Raw genomic sequence first — 18,658 nt, forward strand, 5'->3', positions numbered from 1 at the left:
GGGTGCAGGTGCTCAGCCGGCGGCGTCAGTGCGGGAATCCAGAATGGCCTGCGCCAACAACAAGTCCATGGGACGGGTGATCTTCAGAGCGGTCTCATCCCCGTCCACCGTGTGCACGGGCACCTCGGAGAACTGCTCCACCAGGGAGGCATCATCCGTGATCCGGTCATCGTGCGTGAGACCGGCTGCACCGTTGACGTCCACAATCAAGTCCCAGTCAAAACCCTGCGGGGTCTGGATGGCGCGCAGATGGCTGCGCTCCACCGTGCCCTGGCTGTTACCGTGGGCGTCCACGGAACGGATGGTGTCCACCACCGGCAACACGGGCACCACCGCTTGGTGCCCCTCCTGCAGGGCTGCCACCACACGGTGGAAGACCTCCGGCGGAGTCAGGCACCGGGCGGCGTCGTGAACCAGGACCCCGCGGAAAGCTGCCGTGCCCTGGGAGCGGAGCCGGGTCAGCAACTGGAGGGCCTCACGGACACTGGCCGCGCGACTGCAACCACCCTCCACCGCATGCGCCCCGGCAGACCGGGCAACAGCCGTGAGGGCAGTGTCGCCTTGCGGCACGGTGACCACCACGGGAGCCTGCCACCCCTCTGCCCCTTCACACACACCGCTGGCGGCAATGCCCGCCAGTGCGTGGCTCAGGATGGTGCCACCACCCACCTCCACCAGCGCCTTGGGGACGCCCTGCCCCAGCCGGGTGCCAGAACCTGCAGCAACAACAACGACGGCGAACCCTCCTGCGGGAGTCGGGTTCGCCGTCGTCATAATCACAAGTGTTCTGTTCTGATTCCGTGATGCCCGGAACCTATTGGATGGCGGGCCTTAGGCCGCCAGGACGTCGTCCAGGCGCTTTTCCGCCTCGTCCTCGTCGATGTCCTTGGCCAGAGCCAACTCAGAGGTCAGAATGTGGCGGGCCTTGGTCAGCATGCGCTTTTCACCGGCGGACAGGCCGCGGTCCTTGTCACGGCGCCACAGGTCACGAACAACCTCAGCCACCTTGAGCACGTCACCGGAGGCGAGCTTTTCCACGTTGGCCTTGTAACGGCGGGACCAGTTGCTGGCTTCCTCAACGTCCTGCGCCTGCAGCACGGCAAAGACCTCTTTGAGGCCTTCCTCATCCACAACATCGCGGACGCCCACCAAATCAACGTTCTCTGCCGGAACCTCAATCACCAGATCACCCTGGGTGACCTTGAGCTTGAGGTACATCTTTTCTTCACCCTTGATGGTGCGGGTCTTGATCTCCTCGATCAGTGCCGCCCCGTGGTGGGGGTAGACGACTGTCTCGCCAACCTCAAAAACCATGTAATGTGCCCCTTTCCGACGAGCAATTCTAGCACGGTGATGTGCCTCGCTTTCGGGCGTCCGCGGCCAGCGATCAGGCCGCAGAAGCGGGTCGAGTTGCCATCCCACGGCAATCCCCCGCGAGCGGATGCAGACGATCCGTGGCCAAGCGGATAGCATGAGGCAGAAAGCCACCGAACCGTCGAGGAGTTCGCGCCGTGAACATCGCCGCCCGCAAGAAGGCCAAGATGGCTGGCCTCTGCGCAGCAGTCGTTGCAGCCACCCTGTCCGTGACAGGTTGCTCGTACATCAACCCGCAAGCCACCACCATGCAGTACTCCCCGGGTGACGGCATCGTGGAGGAGATGGACCAGGTTTCGCTGAACAACATCCTGATTGTGGCGGAGTCGGAGAACGACCCCGGACGCATCCTGGGCACCGTGGTCAACAAGACCGATCAGGACATCACCCTGACGGTCACCACGGATCAGGCCTCCGCCGAGGTTGAAGTACCCGCCAACGGTGAAACCCGCCTGCAGGACTCGGAGAACGAGGCCACTTTGGATCAGGCCGGCGCCCAGCCCGGCATGATGGTGGAAACCACCTTTGACACCGGCGAGTCCGAGCTGACCAAGTCAGTGCCGGTTCTGGATCACACCTTCCCGCGCTACGCCGAGTACATCCCCGGCGGCGCCCCGGAGACTCCGGCCAACCCGTCCAACACCCCGGGTGCTGCGGAGCACGGCAGCGGTCACTGACCCACCTCACGGGTGCATGACCCCACAGGACTCTTGAAGCGATGCAGGGCCCCACGCCACGGCGTGGGGCCCTTCATCATGATCGGTGACTTCAGTCTTGCTTCCGTGAACTCAATCTTGCTCGGCCAAGCAGCGGTGGTGGCTCACCGCAGAACGCTCTGAACGGAGGGCTGGACTCAGAGCTCGAACTTGTAGCCCAACCCGCGCACCGTGACCAGGTACCGCGGATCGGACGGATCGGGTTCAATCTTGGAGCGCAGGCGCTTGACGTGCACATCCAGAGTCTTGGTGTCCCCCACGTAGTCCGAGCCCCACACGCGGTCGATCAGCTGCCCGCGCGTGAGCACCCTGCCGGCGTTGCGCAGCAGCATCTCCAGCAGCTCGAACTCCTTAAGCGGCATGCTCACGTTCTCCCCGTCCACGCTCACCACGTGACGCTCCACGTCCATGCGAACGGGGCCTGCGGCAACCGTGGTGGAGTCCGTGTCCTCGGGTTCCGTGCGGCGCCTGAGCACCGCCCGGATTCGAGCCACCAACTCGCGGGATGAATACGGCTTGGTCACGTAGTCATCCGCACCGAGCTCCAGGCCCACCACTTTGTCAATCTCCGCATCCTTCGCGGTGAGCATGATGATGGGCACCACGGACTTCTGCCTGATCTGACGGCACACCTCCGTACCGGACTGCCCCGGTAGCATGAGGTCCAACAGGATCAGGTCGGCACCGTTGCGCTCGAACTCCGTGACCGCATCCAGGCCGTTGTCCACCACCTGGGACTCGAATCCTTCACGGCCCAGCAGGTAGGCCAGCGGATCAGACAGCGACTCCTCATCTTCCACGATCAGGATTCGGGTCATGCTCGTTCTCCGTTCGGTTCAGGGATCAAGGTGGCGCCGATGCGGGCGTCGTCGTGAGCGGATGAGGACTCCGCCAAGGTTTCCGGGAAGTCCATGTCCTCCATGACGGGAATGGACAAGGTGAACGTGGAGCCGTGGCCCTCTCTGGACCAGACCGTGACCTCACCGCCGTGCTGCTGCATGACGTGTTTGACAATGCTCAGCCCCAGCCCGGTGCCACCGGTCTGGCGGGAACGAGCAGCGTCCACCCGGTAGAAGCGCTCAAAGATGCGCTCCTGCTCCTCCTCCGAAATGCCGGGGCCTTGGTCCGTGACAGAAATCTGGATCATGCCGTCACGTTCCCGCAGCCCGATTCCCACGCGGGTTCCGGACGGGGAGTAGCGGATGGCGTTGTCGATCAGGTTGCGCAAGGCGGTGGTCAGAAGATCGACGTCGCCGAAAGCCTGGGCGTTGATGCGCCCGCCGGCCACGATTTTGATCTCCCGGGATTCGGCAGTCAGCCGATTGCGGTCAATCGCCTCCCCCACCACACGGTCCAGGTCCACCGGCTGGCCTGCGGCCACCACGTCCGTGCCCTGCAGGCGGGACAACTCCATGATGTCCTGCACCAGGGCACTGAGCCGGGCGGATTCCTTGTGCAAGCTCTTGGTGAAGTGGCGGATGGCTTCAGGATCGTCAGCGGCATCGTCAATGGCCTCCGAGAGCAGGCGAATTGCACCCACCGGGGTCTTGAGTTCATGGGACACGTTGGCCACAAAATCGCTGCGCACCGACTGCGCCCGCACAATCTCCGTCTGGTCCTCCGCCAGCAGCAGCACGTATTCATCCCCCAGGATGGCCACCCGCATGTCCAGCACCGTGGTCCCGGGCTGATTGCCCCCCGGCCCGATTTCCAACCGGCACTCGCCGGTCACCCCGGTGGCACGCACCGTACGGATCATCCGCAGCAAGTCCTCCTGAACCACCACGTAGCCGCGCACCAGCCCAAAGGCGTAAGCGGCCGGGGAGGCACGGACCACGCCGTCCACACCGTCCACCACCACATAGGCCTGTCCGATCACGGAGAGGACATCGGCAGCGCCGTCGGTAAGCCCGGGCTCGGCGATCTCCGAGGCATCCGCACGACGGCGGGGTGTCCCCCTGAGTACCAGGAGGCCACTCAAGCCCAGCAGCAGGCCGATCAGCCCTGCGACTGCGGCAACGACGGAAGAATCCACGCCCCTAGCGTATGCGGGCGATCCCCAACCTGCGGCACAAAAGTGGCGTTGAAACCCGCTGCGGCCCCGGTGTCACGGATGATTCCCTGGCAGTTGGCCAGACGTTCACCTAAGCGCCCCCTCGCGTCTCCCCGCGAACCCGCCACGGCGCTGAGATCGGCGGTAGGCTTGATGGCTGGATCTGAAGTGGCGCAGCCGTGCCCACTCATCAACACCCTCAACGCTCGGCACCCGCCGCAGCACAGCAGTGGGCACAAGATTTGAGAGGAGCGCGTGATGCGCGAAGTTTTCCAGGCAGAACTCAAGCAGGTTGGCGAGGAACTGGTGGAGATCGCCACCCTGGTGCACAAGGCCCTGACCGAGGCCCGCCAGGCCTTCCTGGAGGCCGATTTGGAAACCGCACAGGAAGTCATTGCCGGGGATGCCCGGATCGACTTCATGCAGAACGAGCTGGACGAGCGTTCGATCGACATCCTGGCCCTGCAGTCCCCCGTGGCCTCCGACCTCCGCATGATCGTGGGTGCTCTGCGCATGAGCTCCTCCTTGGAGCGCATGGGCGACCTTGCCCGTCACCTGGCGCAGGATGCACGACGCCGCTACCCCGAGCCCGTTCTGCCGCAGCAGTTGGAAGAGACCTTCCGCCGCATGTTCGATCTGGACCTGCAGATCATCCAGGGCGTCATCCAGATCTTGGAGACCCGGGACATGTCCGTGGCTGATGACATCTACACCCAAAAGGGTGAGGTCAACGCCCTCCACCAGGAAGTGTTCAATGCCCTGGGCAGCGACTCCTGGGACTCTCCGGTCAGCACCGCCGTGGACGTCACCCTCTCCGCCCGTTACCTGGAGCGCATTGGTGACCACGGGGTGTCCGTGGCCCGCAAGGTGGCTTACCTGGTGACCGGTGAATGGACTCCGTCCGCCACCATGGATCGCCCCACCGGACACGGTCACATCAGCGCCAACTGAGCCCCGCCCCGGCCCATGAGGGCCGTTCACAACTCGGTTTCGGCCCCCGTTGCCGCTGGGACACCGGCAAAAGCGTGGTCCCAGCGCCCACACAGACAACGACGCCGACACTCACGTGAGTGTCGGCGTCGTTGTCTGTGGTTGAGGGGTTACTTCTTGCCCTGGTTGGCCACGGCCTGGATGTTGGCAGCAGCTGCCTCCGGGTCCAGGTACTCGCCACCGGGGGTGACGGGCTTGAAGTTCTGATCCAGCTCGTAGTACAGCGGGATGCCCGTGGGGATGTTCAGCCCGGCGATGTCATCATCCGAGATGCCGTCCAGGTGCTTGACCAGTGCGCGCAGGGAGTTGCCGTGGGCAGCCACCAGCACGGTCTTGTCAGCCTTGAGGTCCGGAACGATCTGCTCCTCCCAGTACGGCAGGAAACGCTCCAGGACGTCCTTGAGGCACTCGGTGCGCGGGGCGTTCTGAACGTCTGCGTAACGGGGATCGTGAGCCTGGGAGTGTTCGTCGTTGTCGTCCAGCTCGGGCGGCGGGACGTCGTAGGAACGGCGCCAGGTCATGAACTGCTCTTCACCATACTGGTCACGGACCTGGGTCTTGTCCTTGCCCTGCAGATCCCCGTAGTGACGCTCGTTCAGGCGCCAGGACCGCTTGACCGGGATCCAGTGGCGGTCAGCCGAGTCCAGGGACAGGTTGGCGGTCATGATCGCGCGGCGCAACAGGGAGGTGTGCACGATGTCCGGGAGGATGTCGCGCTCCTTGAGCAGCTCTCCGCCGCGTGCGGCCTCCTGCTTGCCCTTCTCCGTCAGCGGGACGTCCACCCAACCGGTGAACAGGTTTTTCTCGTTCCAATCCGACTGCCCGTGGCGCAGCAGGATCAGCTTGTACTTTGCTTCAGTAGCCATGACCTCAGTATTTCATCGGGCACACGGTGCTTGAGACCAAGTTGCCGCCCTGTGTCTGAGAGTTAAGGCTCAGGCCACGCCAACTCACCAGGCGGAGGGGCCCTGGGACTCCACATCCACGGCGGGCTTGACGTCCACCAGGTAGACACCACACACGGTGGCGGTGAGCAAGGCGATGAAGTAGCCACCACCCAGGTTCAGACCGCCCGAGACCGCCGCCATCAGGGCCGGCACCGCACTGAGCACGGTCACGGCAGAACATGCACCCGTGACGGCCAACCAGAAGTTCCGTGTGCGCTTGAACGCACGTTCGAACTGGACAGCCTTGGTCCGGGTCAGGCAGTGGATGAAGGCAAGAGAGCAGATCACCGCAACGAACACCAGGACCGCCACGTTGCTCCAGGAGACAACTTGGGCAATCAGGAAGTGGAACGGTGAAGAAATCATGACCCGAGCTTAACGGTCGAAAGCGCCTGGGTCAGATCCGCCCACAGGTCCTCCACGTTCTCGATTCCCACAGACAGTCGCAGCAGGGATTCGGCAACGGAGTCAGGTTCGTCGTGGTGGCGGCGTCGTCGTTCGATCAACGATTCCACCCCGCCCAGGGACGTTGCCGGGGTCCAGAGGCCCAAGGCCTCCACCACGTGCTGTGCACCGGCGGCGTCCGTGTCCAGCTCCATGCTGATGACGGCGCCGTAACCCCCGCGCATCTGCGCTGCGGCACGCTCATGGCCGGGGTCCTGGGGCAGGCCGGGGTAACGAACCCGGGACACGGCGGGGTGTCGGTCCAGGCGGCCGGCCAGCTCCAGGGCTGTCTGGTTGCTGCGCTCGACGCGCAGGGCCAAGGTGCGGACCCCGCGCAACGCCAGCCAGGTTTCGAAAGGTCCGGCGACGGCCCCGTGAATGCTCCGGTGGTGTTGCAGCGTGACGCGCAATTCAGGGTTGGAGGTGACCACGGCCCCCAGCACGACGTCCGAGTGCCCTGCCAGGTACTTGGTCACCGAATGGATCACGATCTCCGCCCCCAGGCCCAGCGGTTGCTGCAGCAGCGGGGTGGCAAAGGTGTTGTCCACCGCGGTCAGAATGCCCTCCCGGCGGGTGGTGGCCAGCAGAGCGGGAAGGTCCGCGATCTCCAGCATGGGATTGGTGGGCGATTCGAGCCACAGCAGATCCGCGCCACGGGCCGCTTCCAGCGTTGCCTGGGTGTCCGTGACGTCCACTCGGGTCACAGTGAGGTGACCGGCGGCAGCGGCGTCGTCAACCAGGACCTGGGAGCCTTGGTAGGCGTGCGTGGGCATGACCACCCGGCCCCCGGCGGGCACCAGGGACATGACCGCGGCAACCGCAGCCAGACCGGAGGCCACGGCCAGAGCGGGAAGGTCCGAACCTTCCAGGCGGCCCAGGACACCCTCAAAGTCGTCCCAGGTGGGGTTGGACATGCGTGCGTAACCGCGGTCCGCATCAGTCATGTCACTGATGCCTCTGTAGGTGGAGGTCAGCACCAAGGAGGGGCTGACGGGGGCATCGTGAGCAGGCGCGGGGCGCCCCCCGGCGACGACGACGGTGTCCGGGTGCAGATCATGAGTTTCGGCCATGTCCACAACCTTAGATCCGAGCGCTGTGTTGTCTGTTCCCGCCGTTACAGTTGTGCCGTGACTTCCGCCGACTTTCCCCGCTACCCCCTCGGATCCGCCGCAGGTGAGCCTGATCCTTCGGTGCCGCGCGCGGGATTGTTCATTGCGCTGGAAGGTGGTGACGGTGCCGGAAAGTCCACGCAGATCAAGCGCCTGGCGCGCGGCCTTGCCCAGGGTGGCCTGGAAGTGCTGACCACGCGTGAACCAGGGGGGTCCGATCTGGGTGAACGCCTGAGGAATCTGGTGCTGGACCCACAGTTCGCCCCCGTGGACCCGCGCACGGAGGCCTTGCTGTTTGCCGCATCCCGCAGTTCCCACGTGGAGACCGTGATTCGACCCGCCCTGGAACGCGGCGCCGTGGTGATCACGGACCGTTTCCTGGACTCCTCCGTGGCCTATCAGGGTGCCGGCCGTGGACTGGGTACCTCCGTGATCCGGGATCTCAACGCGTGGGCCGTTCACGGCGTGATGCCTGATTTGACGGTGCTGTTGGACGTCAGTGCTGCCACGGGACGGCAACGCCGCTCCACCCGCGCTGAGGACCGCATGGAACAGGAGTCCCAGGACTTCCACCATGACGTCCGGCAAGCCTTTTTGGCGCTGGCTCAGGATTCGCCGCAGCGCTACCTGGTCCTGGCCGCTGATCAGCCCATTCCCGTGCTTGCGCAGCAGATCAGTGAGCGTGTCACACAGTTGCTTGCGGAGCGCAATCTGGGTGATCAGGCGGCTGCCGGACGGAGCACACCGTGAGTGTCTGGGATGAACTGGTGGGTCAGGATTCCGTGGTGCACCAACTGCAGCGTGCAGCACAGGACCCAAACCCCACCCATGCCTGGCTGTTCACCGGACCACCTGGTTCTGGCCGGTCCAGCGCTGCCCTGGCCTTGGCCGCAGCCCTGTTGTGTGAGCAGACCGATCCCGCTCAGCGCGGCTGCGGCCACTGCGCCGCCTGCCGCACGGTGGCCTCCGGATCACACGCGGATCTGACACACTTCCGCACCGAGCACAACGAGATCCGCATTGATGATGCCCGCGAGCTGGTGGTTCGCGCGCAGGACAAACCATCCGTGGGCCGGTGGCGCGTGTTGGTGGTGGAAGATGCGGACCGCATGGTGGAACGCACCTCCAACGTGATGCTCAAGGCCATTGAGGAACCGCCGCCCAACACCATCTGGCTGCTGTGCGCCCCCAGCCCCATGGATGTGTTGGTGACCATCCGGTCCCGTTGCCGTCCGGTGACCTTGCGGATCCCGCCCGTGGATGCCGTGGCGCATCTGCTGGAAACCCGTGACGGTGTTCCAGCACCGTTGGCCATGGAGTGTGCGCGGCTTGCGCAGTCGCACGTGGGCGTGGCCCGCAGGCTCGCTCACTACGACGACGCCCGCCAGAGGCGACGCCAAGTGGTGGAAATGCCCCTGCGCCTGGGCGGCGTTGCCGATGCCGTCCGGGAAGCAGACCGGCTGACCAAGCTTGCGGAAGAGGAAGCCGCAGCTGATGCGCAAGCTCGTCACGAGGACGAAAAAGCTCATCTTTTGGTGGCCCTGGGGGCCCCTGAATCTGGCCGGATGCCACCGAACGTGCGCAGTGCGCTGAAGCGGCTGGAGGACGATCAGAAGCGCCGCGCCAAGCGGATCCGCACGGACACCCTGGATCGTTTTCTGATTGACCTGACCACGTTCTACCGGGACGTGCTCACCGTGCAGTTGGGAACCGGATCCGAGTTGATCAACACCCACCTGGCGGAAGATCTACGTGACTACGCCCTCAACAGCGCACCGGAGGAATCCTTGAAACGGATTGACGTGATCAGCCGGACGCGGGCCCGGATTCGCACCAATGCGGCAGCGGGCTTGGCTTTTGAAGCCATGGCGGTGTCACTGCTGTGAAGTGGGTGGTGAACCAAAAAACCGGGAGGTCCCTTGCGGCCGGGCTCTGTGCTGCCGTGCTGTTGGTGGGGTGCTCACAGGGTGGCAGTTCGGACTCCACCGGTTCCTCCCCCGATGCCCTGGATGGAACCGATGCAGCCTTGTCCAGGTTCTACCAACAGGAGCTGAGCTGGGGCGAGTGTGACCAGGTGGACAACGGCACGGATCTGGAGTGCGCCGATCTGACCGTCCCCGTGGATTACGCGGACCCGCAGGGTGAGACCACCACGGTGGTCATGGCCCGCACCACCGGTGGCGCAAACGCCGCACAGGGCTCTTTGCTCATGAATCCCGGTGGCCCCGGTGGATCCGGCGTGGACTTGATGCAGTACGCCTCCACGTTCTTCAGCCAGGACGTTCTGGACAACTACCAAGTGGTGTCCTTTGATCCACGCGGTGTGTTCAGGTCTGACGGGATCACATGCTTGAGTGATTCCGAACTGGATCAATGGCGGGAGAACTCCACCTTTGATCCGCAGACCGACTCCATGGACGTGATCCGTGAGGAGTACCGCACCGTGGGCCAGGCCTGCCAGGAGAACTCCGGGCCGGTGCTGGAGCACATGGACACCGAATCCGTGGCGCGGGACATGGACGTCATGCGTGCAGTCCTTGGAGATGCGCAGACCAACTACCTGGGTTTCTCCTACGGCACACAGCTGGGATCCACCTATGCCCAGCTTTTCCCGGAACGCGTGGGACGTTTTGTGTTGGATGGAGCCGTGGACCCGTCCTTGACCAGCAGCCAGATCACGTTGGGGCAGGCCCGCTCCTTTGACGAGTCCCTGCGGGAGTTTGTCCGCGACTGCACGGAAAACAACAACATGTGCTTCACGGACGGTTCTGTGGATGATGGTCTGGAACAGATCCAGACCATCCTTGACCGCACCCTGGAGCAGACCATCACCGCAGGGGGCCGCACGGTCAGCACCGTGACTGCAGCAGAAGGTGTTCTGGTTCCGCTCTACAGTCCCGCCTCCTACGGCACACTCAACCTGGCGCTGCGCGATGCCCAAGACGGTGACTACTCAGCGCTGCAAAGACTCTCTGACGCCAATCACGGGCGCACCAGCAACGGCTCCTACCGGGGCAACTCCACCTTTGCGTTCTCCGCGGTCAACTGCCTGGACTACAACACGCGTGACGTCACGGACCAGCAGATGAACGACGACCAGGACGAACTACAAGCTGCAGCACCCGTGTTCGGCCAGTACCTGGGATACGCGGATGCTGCCTGCCAGGACTGGCCGGTGGCTCCCGTGCATTCCGCGGAACCTGCCACCTATGACGGCGACTCCCAAATCCTGGTGGTGGGCACCCAACACGATCCGGCCACCCCCTACCCGTGGGCCGAGGCACTGACAGAACAGTTGGGCAACGCACGGTTGTTGACCTACGACGGCTGGGGTCACGGTGCCTACACCAGCGGCAATTCGTGCGTGGTGGAAGCAGTCAACACGTACCTGGTAGACGGTGATGTGCCGGAGGAAGGGCAAGTCTGTGGATGACGGCCGGACCCCGCCATCTCGGACTGAAGCCTGCCGTTGGCAGTCCAGCACGTCTCTGACGGAATCCGCTCTCACTGCCTGCACGGGATCGGCGCGATGCAGGTGGCCGGCGAGCGGGAGGTCAGCGGGCGGCGTCGTGATTCGGGGTCTGGGCGATTTGGGGTCTGGGCGCGCGGCGGTGCTAAAGTAACGTGCGCGCTGGACAGCACCGTTATGCGATGCCCCGTGCAGCGCCTCCTTAGCTCAGTCGGTAGAGCGATTCACTCGTAATGAATAGGTCGCCGGTTCGATTCCGGCAGGAGGCTCAGATCCAACGGCCCGTCACCTCACGGTGGCGGGCCGTTCTGCATCCCACTGTGCTGCCAATTCCCCACCGGGCTGCGACATCACCGCCCACAGCGTGGGGTTCTGCGGGTTTTGTGGGAGATCAACGTCGCGGTGGGAACTGGACCAGGCTCATCTGCCCACGCGGCCCAACTCAGCCCGCAGCAACTCCACCAGAATCAGCGGGGATCGTACGATCGTGTCCCAGTTGACTCGAATCACCCGCCATCCGGCGTTGGTCAAGTCCTTTTCCCTTTGCCGCTCCGCACGAATAATGGCCTCAGGGGTCCCGAACTGGCCCGTGTACTTCACCCCGCCGTCGAACTCCAGAACTACCCTTTCCTTGACCCACGCGAAATCAACCCGGTGCCGACCACCTGCGGTCGCGATCGTCACTTGTTGTTCGAACCCCAACAGCGCGTGGTCTTCCAGCACAAGCCTGCTCAGCGTCTCCCCGGGAGATTCTGCCAAACCGTTGGAACGGGCCAGGGCGGCAAGGGCCCGCCGAACGCCTCGACGGTTTGGCACGGTCTGGAGAACGGCCTCTACTCCTTCACGCGTTCCGCCAACCCGCACATAGTGGTCCAGAACAACGACGGCGTCACGCACCGCCAGCTCTCGCGCACAATCAGCGGCGGTTCGAGCAGGCGTGGTCACGAATGCGCCGCCCAAGGTTTGGACCTCAGCTTTGCCCAAGGACCACGAATGGGCCTGGACACGGCGGTCCGTGCGGTGACTCCTTGTGCCATGGTGTCCGATGATCGTGTATGCCCTACGCGGCAGGGTCAGCACGGGCCACCCGTGGAGCAACGCAGCCGATTCTCGGCAAAAAATCAGAGGACGTCGCGCAGCCATGCTCAGTGCATAGTGTTCTTGTTCGCATCGCTGCCACGGTTTCAAAGACAGCCACCACGAGCACGGGGCCCACACGTTCCGTTCAATGCGGAGCAAGCCGAGTTTCTGGTCGCGCCCGTCGTGATCAGCTCGAGGGTATCGGCCCAGGGTGGAGAGGACTTCTTCCCCCGTGAGAAGCCGGTCCAGATTCTGACTGCTGGAGGACTGGCTATGGCCCGGGGCACCAGCGGCCAGAGTGCGATGTATGGATGTTGTTCTCATGCACGGAGCATTCCGTGGTCCGGACGCGCCAACACCCCTTGTTCGTCAATCTGTGGATGACAGGGCAGCGTCGTCGACCGACATGGCTGGGTGAGGAGTTCGCGGCGCTGGAGTCTGACCCTGACTCCAGATGTAGCACCGCCGCAGGAGGTCCTCACAGAGGGCATTGCGTCGGGAAGGTGGGAGCTGGCTGTGCAGCGCAACCCCACTGCGTCGTCGTGGTCCCACAAAAGCCGCGAGACCCCACGCTTTGGTGGGTGTTTTTGTCAGGCGGTGGGGAACCGATCAGGCGGTGGGAAGTGAGCGAGGCGGTGGGTGTGGGGCTCGAAAACCACGGGAGCGCAGCAGGTTTTCGGCACGCTGAACGCGCTCAGTCACGGCGTCGGTGCGGCGAGTCAGAGCGGAGAGGCTGAGTTCATTGGCGCGTACGGCATCCACTCCGGGGCTGCGGAACCGGGCCATGGCCAGGGCTTCGGCCGCTTGAGCAAGGTCGTTGCCCGCACGGGAGAGTTCACGGTGGAGATCGTGCAGCCATCCGCCGTCGGAATGCGGGATCTCTTGGTTCTGATCTGGGGCAAAGCCCTGGGTGGTCACGCAGATCTGACGCACCCTGGGCAGAAGATCCGCAAGGTCATTGGCCACCGGCACCACCTGGGCCAGCAGGTCCTGGTCCTGGATCTGCTCGAGCACCTGGTGGAACCGGTCCAACCCGCGACGGAACCGATCATGCGCCCGCCGCCAAACGCCCTGGCCCAGTTCCTTTTGATCCCGGCGGCTTGCCAGGTGCTCTGTAAAAAATCCCATGGTGCAGACATGTTCTCAGACTTGGTACCCACAGGTTCTCAGACTCGGTGCCCACAGGTTTTCAGACGCGGTGCCGCCACAGGGCCGCGGCCCACCGTCGTGGTGGACTCCCGCCCTGTGGCACCGTGACCGCCGGCGTTGAAGCCACCAGGTGCAGCACTTTCTCATGGGATGAGCAGGACCTTGCCCATGTGGGTGCCTGAGTCGAAATACTCGTGCGCCTGTGCCACGTCTTCCAGACTGAATCGCCGATCAATGCGGACTCTGATGTCACCACGCTCCACCAGAGGCCATACGTGCTGGTGCACCTGGGCCATGATCTGCGCCTTCTGATCCTGCGGGCGTGCGCGCAAGGTGGTCCCCATCAAGTGCAGACGGCGTCCCATGACACTGGCCAGATCAATCTCCGCGCGGCGGCCGCCTTGCAGTCCGATCACCACCAGACGCCCGTCCTTGGCCAGGGCCTTGAGGTTCGACTCCAGGTATTTGGCGCCCACCACGTCCAGGATGACATCAGCACCGCGATCGTCGGTGAGTTCCTGCACAGCGTGGGTGAAGTCCTGGAGGTCGTAGCGGATGGGCACAGCACCCAAGCTCTGGACGTACTCCGCTTTGGCCTGGCCGCTGACCGTGGACAAGACCGTCATGCCGAATCCGCGGCACATCTGGATGGCCGCAGTGCCGATGCCACCGGAACCGCCGTGAACCAGGACAGTTTGCTCAGGTTTTGCCTGGGCCTCCATGAAGATGTTGGACCACACGGTGGCCAGAACCTCCGGCAGGCCGGCCGCCTCTTCAAGATCCGTCCCCTCGGGGACGGGCACAACGTTGGTGGCTGGGGCCACCACCTCCTGCGCGTATCCGCCTGAATCCAGTAGGGCACACACCGGATCCCCGACCTTCACGTTGCTCTCCGGGTCAACGTCTGGGCCGACTTCCGTGACGATGCCGGAGACCTCCAGGCCGAAGATCTTGGAGGCACCCTCAGGAATCTTGTAATTACCAGTTCTCTGCAACACGTCAGCCCGGTTGATACCGGCAGCCGTCACCTGGATCCGGATGCCATCAGGTCGCATGGTGGGGACCGGCTGCTCCGTGACCGTCAATACCTCGGGTCCACCCGGGGTGGTGTCCACAACTGCACGCATGGGTCTCTCCTGGGGGTTGGGTGCGTCGTCGTCGGTGAGCAGGGTCACCGAACTTCACGCAAAACCGTATTGCAAGAGCGTCGGCGGACTGTGCTAACGTGTTCCCTCGTACGAAGCGGTGAGAGCCGACTGACGTACATGGAAGGTTGTCCGAGCGGCCGAAGGAGCCGGTCTTGAAAACCGGTGTGCGGTAATCCCGTACCGTAGGTTCGAATCCTACACCTTCCGCATTAGGCAAAGGCCCGGTGGTCAGCGAGAAATCGCAGGTCACCGGGCCTTTGGCATTCCCCCACCGTCTCGGAAACCGCTTACCTCACGGAGCCATCACACAAGAGGCGATTCGCTCATCCACAAGTTCAGGTGAGGCAGTAGAGCACCACCTTGCACCCGCGGTAACCTTCCCCTAATCAGAGCTGAACAAACATGATCCTCGCGGGCCAGCCGATATTGCCGCGACCATATGCAGACCCAACCTGAACAACACCGGAGAGCAACCAGTGGTGACATCAGAAACCCTGATCTTCCTGGGCACAGCACTGATGATTGCCACCATCAACACCACAGCATTCATACTGGCGTGGCATGGACGAGGGCCAGACGTATGGCACAGGAGGCAGCCCGGCTGGCTCCCTTTGGCCTTCCTGTCCGGAGCCCTCGCCGGCACGAGTCTAGTCATGTTCACAACAATTGCAGCCATCCAAGAATATTTTGACATAGCAATTTTTCAACTTTTTCCCATGGGATTCACCATGGCCTACGTACTTGTATTCTTTGTGGTAGTTCCAAGTGTTCCTGTATTGGGTTTCCGTAGAGAGCGGATGAAATTCCTGTGCCCAAAGTGGATCAACGTGGCCCGGTTCCAGAATGACCTGGAGCTTGCACGGAAGACAATCTGGACCTAGGGCCAGCAGCCACCCCGATCAGCCCACCCACTGGCGCAGACCACCTTGCCCCACAGGACCCGAACCAACCACTGGCGCGCCACAGCAGAGGTTCTTGCACTACTGGCAGCATGGGGGCTGCTCCTCAAGATCCAGTCCGAACAGCTCGCGAGCCGTCCACCCCTCCCCGTCATTATCTTTTTGTGGACCAGCCTGATCGCGATCTCCCTGTTCACCGCTGGGCATTTCCTGTATCTGGTTCTTTGCTTGTTGACTCCCGCACCGATAACCCTCTCCCAAAAAGGGAGTTTTCACCCGGGACTGGCAAGTTGATTGGGTTGATGACAGCGCGGTCCAATATGTTGACTATCGCCTGTATTTCCATGTATCAAGCCGGGTTGCAAGGTTCTACCACGACAACAACAAATGGAACCCGGGGCGGCCATTTGGGTACGGACGCCGCGTTGCAAGCGGCCATCGCCTGGTCTGCCAAAAGCACATTGCGCATGCCGTGAAAACCCGCGATATCGCAATGGCTCTGATGAACACATACGGCGTTCCTGACCAACCCACCCCCGATCCTGTCCTCCTACCGTGGGCTCACTAGTCACCCCGGCGCACCCCTTCAGCAGCCGACTGAGCAACCATCCGGTAGCTTGAATCCCATGGACTCCACAAAGACGCCGTCTTCTACCGTGCCCCGCCGCTACACCGAAACCTTGCGTTTCCTGGCTGCTCCCACCGACCTTGGACATTCCGGCACGGTTGACGCCGGCCGGGTTCTGGAGTGGGTGGACAAGGCCGCCTTTGCCGCAGCCACCGCCTGGGCGGGCGCCTACTGCGTGACGGCCTACGTGGGAAACATCCACTTCCGCTACCCGGTTCAGGTTGGCGAGATGGTGGAGGTCACCGGCACAGTTCTGCACACCGGCCGCTCATCCATGCACGTCAGCACCGTGGTCCGTTCAGGTGATCCCAAATCCGGCAAGTTCGAGGAACGCGCCCGCTGCCTGGTGATTTTTGTGGCCGTTGACGACGACGGCAAGGCCACTCCCGTGCCCACCTTCACCCCGCAGACCCTGGAGCAAGAACTGGCACAACAGTACGCACTGGATCGCATCCCCATCCGGGATGAGATCACTGACCTGTTGGCTGCCCAATCCCCTGCCGTCGAAGGTGAGGCCGAGCGTGTGATCTTACGGTTCCTGGCCTCACCCACGGACGTGAACTGGGGCGGGAAGGTCCACGGTGGAATCGTCATGGAATGGATGGACGAGGCCGCCTACCTGTGCGCCACACGCTACTGCGGCAAGGACACCGTGGCGGTGTTCTCCGGCGGCATCCGGTTCCTGCAGCCGCTGCACATCGGGGACATGGTGGAGGTGGACGCCCGCCTGGTTTACACCGGCAACAAGGGCATGCACATCTGGGTGGAGGTCCGCTCCGGGGATCCCAAGGGGCAGGAGCTGGCGGTGACCACCAATTGCATCACCGTCATGGTGGCTCGCGACGACGAAGGCACCTCCATCCCCATCCCCGCCTGGGAACCTGTCACGGATGAGGACAAGCGCCTGTGGCAGCTGGCCCGGGACATGTTGGAGATCCGCGGCCGGGCCCCGGGCAACCGCCTGCCGAACCACATGCTGGAGGATTGAGCATTGAATCGTACAGATAGTCTTGAAATAGATCCTATCGGTGGCGCTTGGTGGACACCTGGCGCGGAAAAACGCATGGCCTCCGGATTCGTGCAGCTGAGGGCAGGAATCTGGTGTCTGGAGGTCATTGGTAGCTTGCGGAATCCTCTGGACCCTGCAGGCACCTCACGGGCCCATTTGTTGGGAAACTGTTATGGAACTCCTTATACACTCTGGTCCACGGATTTCCATTATTGCAAAGGGGGTATGGGCGCCCTACCGGGAAACCGATCAGACGTCACCACTTCCACAACCGAGACTTGGAAATCTAAAGTTCTACTGAAGGGGGTGCACGATAGTGGGCAAGAATTATATTCGGGCATTCAATTCTCCGTCACCCACTTGAGCAGCTGGACGCCTCGCTCAGAGCCATACCACCTATGTAAACAAACATCCGGCCAACGAGACCCCGTAGAGTTTACATTCCCCGACCACAAGATACGTATTTGTTATATCACTCTTACCTCCTTTGGAAACTATAGTCAAAGCACAGACGAAGTAGCAGTTGTCCAAATACTCCTCAATGAAGAATGTCGTTTCGAGACTCTAATCAACGAGTGGATGGAACCATTTCTAAGGCTCCAGGCGGCCAGCCTCCAGGATGATTGCTCCGCATTCAATATCGGCCTAGCACCAGCGGCGACGCAAAAACGAGTCGACGGCTGGCCTGAGTTTAGTGTAGACGTGGTAAATGCCAAGGAACTAGAGGATCAATCAAGCACTTATAAAACTCGTATTTTTAATAACAATGACATCAATTTTTCCAATTTTTTCCCCGAATGGCGCAAAATCTGTACACAACTACCAATCCCCACAGCACTTCTATACCCCTCCAACCAGCCAATAACATTAGAGGCTCGCGTGGTTCAGGCGGTCAACGCCTTAGAAGCGTGCCATCGCAAACTTGGACAGACCGACACTGACCCACCTGAAGCCTACGAGCAGCTCAAGAGCGACCTTGCAAACTTACCCACTCCAATAAATCGTAAGAGGCGTGAGAGAATTCTTAAACTCTACTCTCGAACCAAAGAACCCACACTTGAATCGAGGCTTTTATCAGTAGTCGAATCCTTGGGCGCCAAATCATGCCATATTCTTACATCGCACCAACCCGAAGAGTGGGCTCACATTGCGAGTAGACTGAGAAATGTATTAAGTCATGGGCTTGAGACAAATACGAATATTGAGCAGAATGTCAATCTTTTATGGCAGGTAATAAATACAACGACACTTGCTATCACTTTGCAGCTTATCCAGGCAGCAGGCGCCGATGTTGAAAATATTTTACAAAAGCCTCAAAATCGGAGTCTTGAGCAAGCTAATCCTAATAACAGGATTGACTGGAAGTTATTTTCTTCACATGAAACCTTTCCGCCGTTGTCTTCGGTCAGTAATGACGACCCGCCGAGTAGGCCGTTTGATCGCCCCTGAGTGGGGCGGTTTCAGGGGGTCAGTGCAACACCGGATTGATTGGTGGTGTTGTTCATGGGTGCTCCTGTGGTGGCGTTGGCCAGGCGGGTTCGGGTGTTGGAAGAAGCTTTGGAGGGTGTCCCCGTTGAGGTGCTAGCAGCCAGAGAAGGAGTCCGGGCCCGCTCAGTCCGGCGGTGGATAGAGAACGCGGGTCT

Annotated in this window: 20 protein-coding genes, 2 tRNA genes and 1 pseudogene; 12 read left to right on the forward strand and 11 right to left on the reverse strand. The window is 62.2% G+C overall.

Annotated features, from left to right (window positions below):
• Positions 1 to 12 precede the first annotated feature (12 nt).
• Complete coding sequence (gene ispD, locus GTW58_RS10945) at positions 13 to 774, reverse strand: 2-C-methyl-D-erythritol 4-phosphate cytidylyltransferase (protein WP_119933467.1); 762 nt, start codon at positions 772 to 774, stop codon at positions 13 to 15.
• Positions 775 to 831: 57 nt separating this feature from the next.
• Complete coding sequence (locus GTW58_RS10950; protein WP_047691866.1) at positions 832 to 1,314, reverse strand: CarD family transcriptional regulator; 483 nt, start codon at positions 1,312 to 1,314, stop codon at positions 832 to 834.
• 197 nt (positions 1,315 to 1,511) lie between these two features.
• Here GTW58_RS10950 and GTW58_RS10955 point away from each other — a divergent pair, with 197 nt between their 5' ends.
• The gene (locus GTW58_RS10955; protein ID WP_052209723.1) at positions 1,512 to 2,051 is read left to right on the forward strand and encodes a DUF4179 domain-containing protein; all 540 of its coding nucleotides are present in this window, start codon (positions 1,512 to 1,514) and stop codon (positions 2,049 to 2,051) included.
• Positions 2,052 to 2,227: 176 nt separating this feature from the next.
• On the opposite strand, the gene GTW58_RS10960 is transcribed toward GTW58_RS10955, so the two are convergent.
• Positions 2,228 to 2,908, reverse strand: coding sequence for a response regulator transcription factor (locus tag GTW58_RS10960; RefSeq protein WP_047691869.1), 681 nt, complete (start codon positions 2,906 to 2,908; stop codon positions 2,228 to 2,230).
• Entirely contained in the window at positions 2,905 to 4,125 is a 1,221-nt protein-coding gene (locus GTW58_RS10965; RefSeq protein WP_119933468.1) for a sensor histidine kinase, read from the reverse strand. The genes GTW58_RS10960 and GTW58_RS10965 overlap by 4 nt, the downstream gene beginning before the upstream one ends.
• A gap of 276 nt (positions 4,126 to 4,401) precedes the next feature.
• Here GTW58_RS10965 and phoU point away from each other — a divergent pair, with 276 nt between their 5' ends.
• Entirely contained in the window at positions 4,402 to 5,094 is a 693-nt protein-coding gene (phoU, locus tag GTW58_RS10970) for a phosphate signaling complex protein PhoU (RefSeq protein ID WP_047691872.1), read from the forward strand.
• 149 nt (positions 5,095 to 5,243) lie between these two features.
• On the opposite strand, the gene GTW58_RS10975 is transcribed toward phoU, so the two are convergent.
• The 3 genes from GTW58_RS10975 to GTW58_RS10985 all read right to left on the reverse strand — a co-directional run bounded on the left by GTW58_RS10975 (position 5,244) and on the right by GTW58_RS10985 (position 7,594).
• The gene (locus GTW58_RS10975) at positions 5,244 to 5,999 is read right to left on the reverse strand and encodes a phosphoglyceromutase (RefSeq protein WP_119933469.1); all 756 of its coding nucleotides are present in this window, start codon (positions 5,997 to 5,999) and stop codon (positions 5,244 to 5,246) included.
• Positions 6,000 to 6,083: 84 nt separating this feature from the next.
• Complete coding sequence (locus GTW58_RS10980; protein WP_119933470.1) at positions 6,084 to 6,446, reverse strand: DUF2516 family protein; 363 nt, start codon at positions 6,444 to 6,446, stop codon at positions 6,084 to 6,086.
• The gene (locus tag GTW58_RS10985) at positions 6,443 to 7,594 is read right to left on the reverse strand and encodes a trans-sulfuration enzyme family protein (protein WP_119933471.1); all 1,152 of its coding nucleotides are present in this window, start codon (positions 7,592 to 7,594) and stop codon (positions 6,443 to 6,445) included. Before GTW58_RS10985 ends, GTW58_RS10980 begins: the two co-directional genes overlap by 4 nt.
• A gap of 57 nt (positions 7,595 to 7,651) precedes the next feature.
• On the opposite strand from GTW58_RS10985, the gene tmk reads away from it, so the two are divergent.
• The 4 genes from tmk (at position 7,652) to GTW58_RS11005 (ending at position 11,371) form a co-directional block, all read left to right on the forward strand.
• Positions 7,652 to 8,383, forward strand: a complete 732-nt coding sequence (gene tmk, locus GTW58_RS10990) for a dTMP kinase (RefSeq protein WP_370448289.1) — start codon at positions 7,652 to 7,654, stop codon at positions 8,381 to 8,383.
• Entirely contained in the window at positions 8,380 to 9,519 is a 1,140-nt protein-coding gene (locus GTW58_RS10995) for a DNA polymerase III subunit delta' (RefSeq protein WP_047692307.1), read from the forward strand. Before tmk ends, GTW58_RS10995 begins: the two co-directional genes overlap by 4 nt.
• 8 nt (positions 9,520 to 9,527) lie before the next feature.
• Positions 9,528 to 11,066 (forward strand): alpha/beta hydrolase, encoded by a 1,539-nt coding sequence (locus GTW58_RS11000; protein WP_119933479.1) that lies wholly within the window; start codon positions 9,528 to 9,530, stop codon positions 11,064 to 11,066.
• Between the two features lie 232 nt (positions 11,067 to 11,298).
• Positions 11,299 to 11,371: transfer RNA gene (locus tag GTW58_RS11005), tRNA-Thr, on the forward strand.
• A gap of 151 nt (positions 11,372 to 11,522) precedes the next feature.
• On the opposite strand, the gene GTW58_RS11010 is transcribed toward GTW58_RS11005, so the two are convergent.
• From GTW58_RS11010 to GTW58_RS11020, 3 genes are all read right to left on the reverse strand, one after another.
• Positions 11,523 to 12,245: a DUF559 domain-containing protein gene (locus GTW58_RS11010; protein WP_157980543.1), complete on the reverse strand. Its 723-nt coding sequence runs from the start codon at positions 12,243 to 12,245 to the stop codon at positions 11,523 to 11,525.
• Positions 12,246 to 12,791: 546 nt separating this feature from the next.
• Positions 12,792 to 13,310 (reverse strand): hypothetical protein, encoded by a 519-nt coding sequence (locus GTW58_RS11015; RefSeq protein WP_119933474.1) that lies wholly within the window; start codon positions 13,308 to 13,310, stop codon positions 12,792 to 12,794.
• A gap of 164 nt (positions 13,311 to 13,474) precedes the next feature.
• Positions 13,475 to 14,458, reverse strand: a complete 984-nt coding sequence (locus GTW58_RS11020; RefSeq protein WP_119933480.1) for an NAD(P)H-quinone oxidoreductase — start codon at positions 14,456 to 14,458, stop codon at positions 13,475 to 13,477.
• Between the two features lie 140 nt (positions 14,459 to 14,598).
• On the opposite strand from GTW58_RS11020, the gene GTW58_RS11025 reads away from it, so the two are divergent.
• From GTW58_RS11025 to GTW58_RS15035, 6 genes and pseudogenes are all read left to right on the forward strand, one after another.
• Positions 14,599 to 14,686: transfer RNA gene (locus tag GTW58_RS11025), tRNA-Ser, on the forward strand.
• 272 nt (positions 14,687 to 14,958) lie between these two features.
• Positions 14,959 to 15,360, forward strand: coding sequence for a hypothetical protein (locus GTW58_RS11030; RefSeq protein ID WP_157980544.1), 402 nt, complete (start codon positions 14,959 to 14,961; stop codon positions 15,358 to 15,360).
• 182 nt (positions 15,361 to 15,542) lie between these two features.
• Positions 15,543 to 15,854 (forward strand): hypothetical protein, encoded by a 312-nt coding sequence (locus GTW58_RS11035; RefSeq protein WP_157980545.1) that lies wholly within the window; start codon positions 15,543 to 15,545, stop codon positions 15,852 to 15,854.
• Positions 15,855 to 16,004: 150 nt separating this feature from the next.
• Positions 16,005 to 16,994 (forward strand): acyl-CoA thioesterase, encoded by a 990-nt coding sequence (locus tag GTW58_RS11040; protein ID WP_119933476.1) that lies wholly within the window; start codon positions 16,005 to 16,007, stop codon positions 16,992 to 16,994.
• A 3-nt stretch (positions 16,995 to 16,997) separates the two neighbouring features.
• Positions 16,998 to 17,477, forward strand: a pseudogene (locus tag GTW58_RS15145) (ApeA N-terminal domain 1-containing protein); the annotation flags it as partial.
• 117 nt (positions 17,478 to 17,594) lie between these two features.
• On the forward strand, positions 17,595 to 18,464 hold the full coding sequence (locus tag GTW58_RS15035) for a HEPN domain-containing protein (protein WP_157980546.1): 870 nt from the start codon (positions 17,595 to 17,597) through the stop codon (positions 18,462 to 18,464).
• A gap of 11 nt (positions 18,465 to 18,475) precedes the next feature.
• On the opposite strand, the gene GTW58_RS14365 is transcribed toward GTW58_RS15035, so the two are convergent.
• Positions 18,476 to 18,658: hypothetical protein (locus GTW58_RS14365; protein ID WP_209436529.1), on the reverse strand; the 183-nt coding region annotated here is incomplete at its 5' end.

The sequence above is a fragment of the Kocuria subflava genome, assembly GCF_012163155.1.
GTDB lineage: Bacteria > Actinomycetota > Actinomycetes > Actinomycetales > Micrococcaceae > Kocuria > Kocuria subflava.

Bases quoted from the DNA above. Each gene is read 5' to 3' on its own strand.
- GTW58_RS10985 (WP_119933471.1), bottom strand. From the start codon at position 7,594: ATGGCCGAAACTCATGATCTGCACCCGGACACCGTCGTCGTCGCCGGG.
- GTW58_RS10980 (WP_119933470.1), bottom strand. From the start codon at position 6,446: ATGATTTCTTCACCGTTCCACTTCCTGATTGCCCAAGTTGTCTCCTGG.
- ispD (WP_119933467.1), bottom strand. From the start codon at position 774: ATGACGACGGCGAACCCGACTCCCGCAGGAGGGTTCGCCGTCGTTGTT.
- GTW58_RS11040 (WP_119933476.1), top strand. From the start codon at position 16,005: ATGGACTCCACAAAGACGCCGTCTTCTACCGTGCCCCGCCGCTACACC.
- GTW58_RS10960 (WP_047691869.1), bottom strand. From the start codon at position 2,908: ATGACCCGAATCCTGATCGTGGAAGATGAGGAGTCGCTGTCTGATCCG.
- GTW58_RS11015 (WP_119933474.1), bottom strand. From the start codon at position 13,310: ATGGGATTTTTTACAGAGCACCTGGCAAGCCGCCGGGATCAAAAGGAA.
- GTW58_RS11020 (WP_119933480.1), bottom strand. From the start codon at position 14,458: ATGCGTGCAGTTGTGGACACCACCCCGGGTGGACCCGAGGTATTGACG.
- GTW58_RS10950 (WP_047691866.1), bottom strand. From the start codon at position 1,314: ATGGTTTTTGAGGTTGGCGAGACAGTCGTCTACCCCCACCACGGGGCG.
- GTW58_RS10975 (WP_119933469.1), bottom strand. From the start codon at position 5,999: ATGGCTACTGAAGCAAAGTACAAGCTGATCCTGCTGCGCCACGGGCAG.
- GTW58_RS15035 (WP_157980546.1), top strand. From the start codon at position 17,595: ATGGAACCATTTCTAAGGCTCCAGGCGGCCAGCCTCCAGGATGATTGC.
- GTW58_RS11010 (WP_157980543.1), bottom strand. From the start codon at position 12,245: ATGGCTGCGCGACGTCCTCTGATTTTTTGCCGAGAATCGGCTGCGTTG.
- phoU (WP_047691872.1), top strand. From the start codon at position 4,402: ATGCGCGAAGTTTTCCAGGCAGAACTCAAGCAGGTTGGCGAGGAACTG.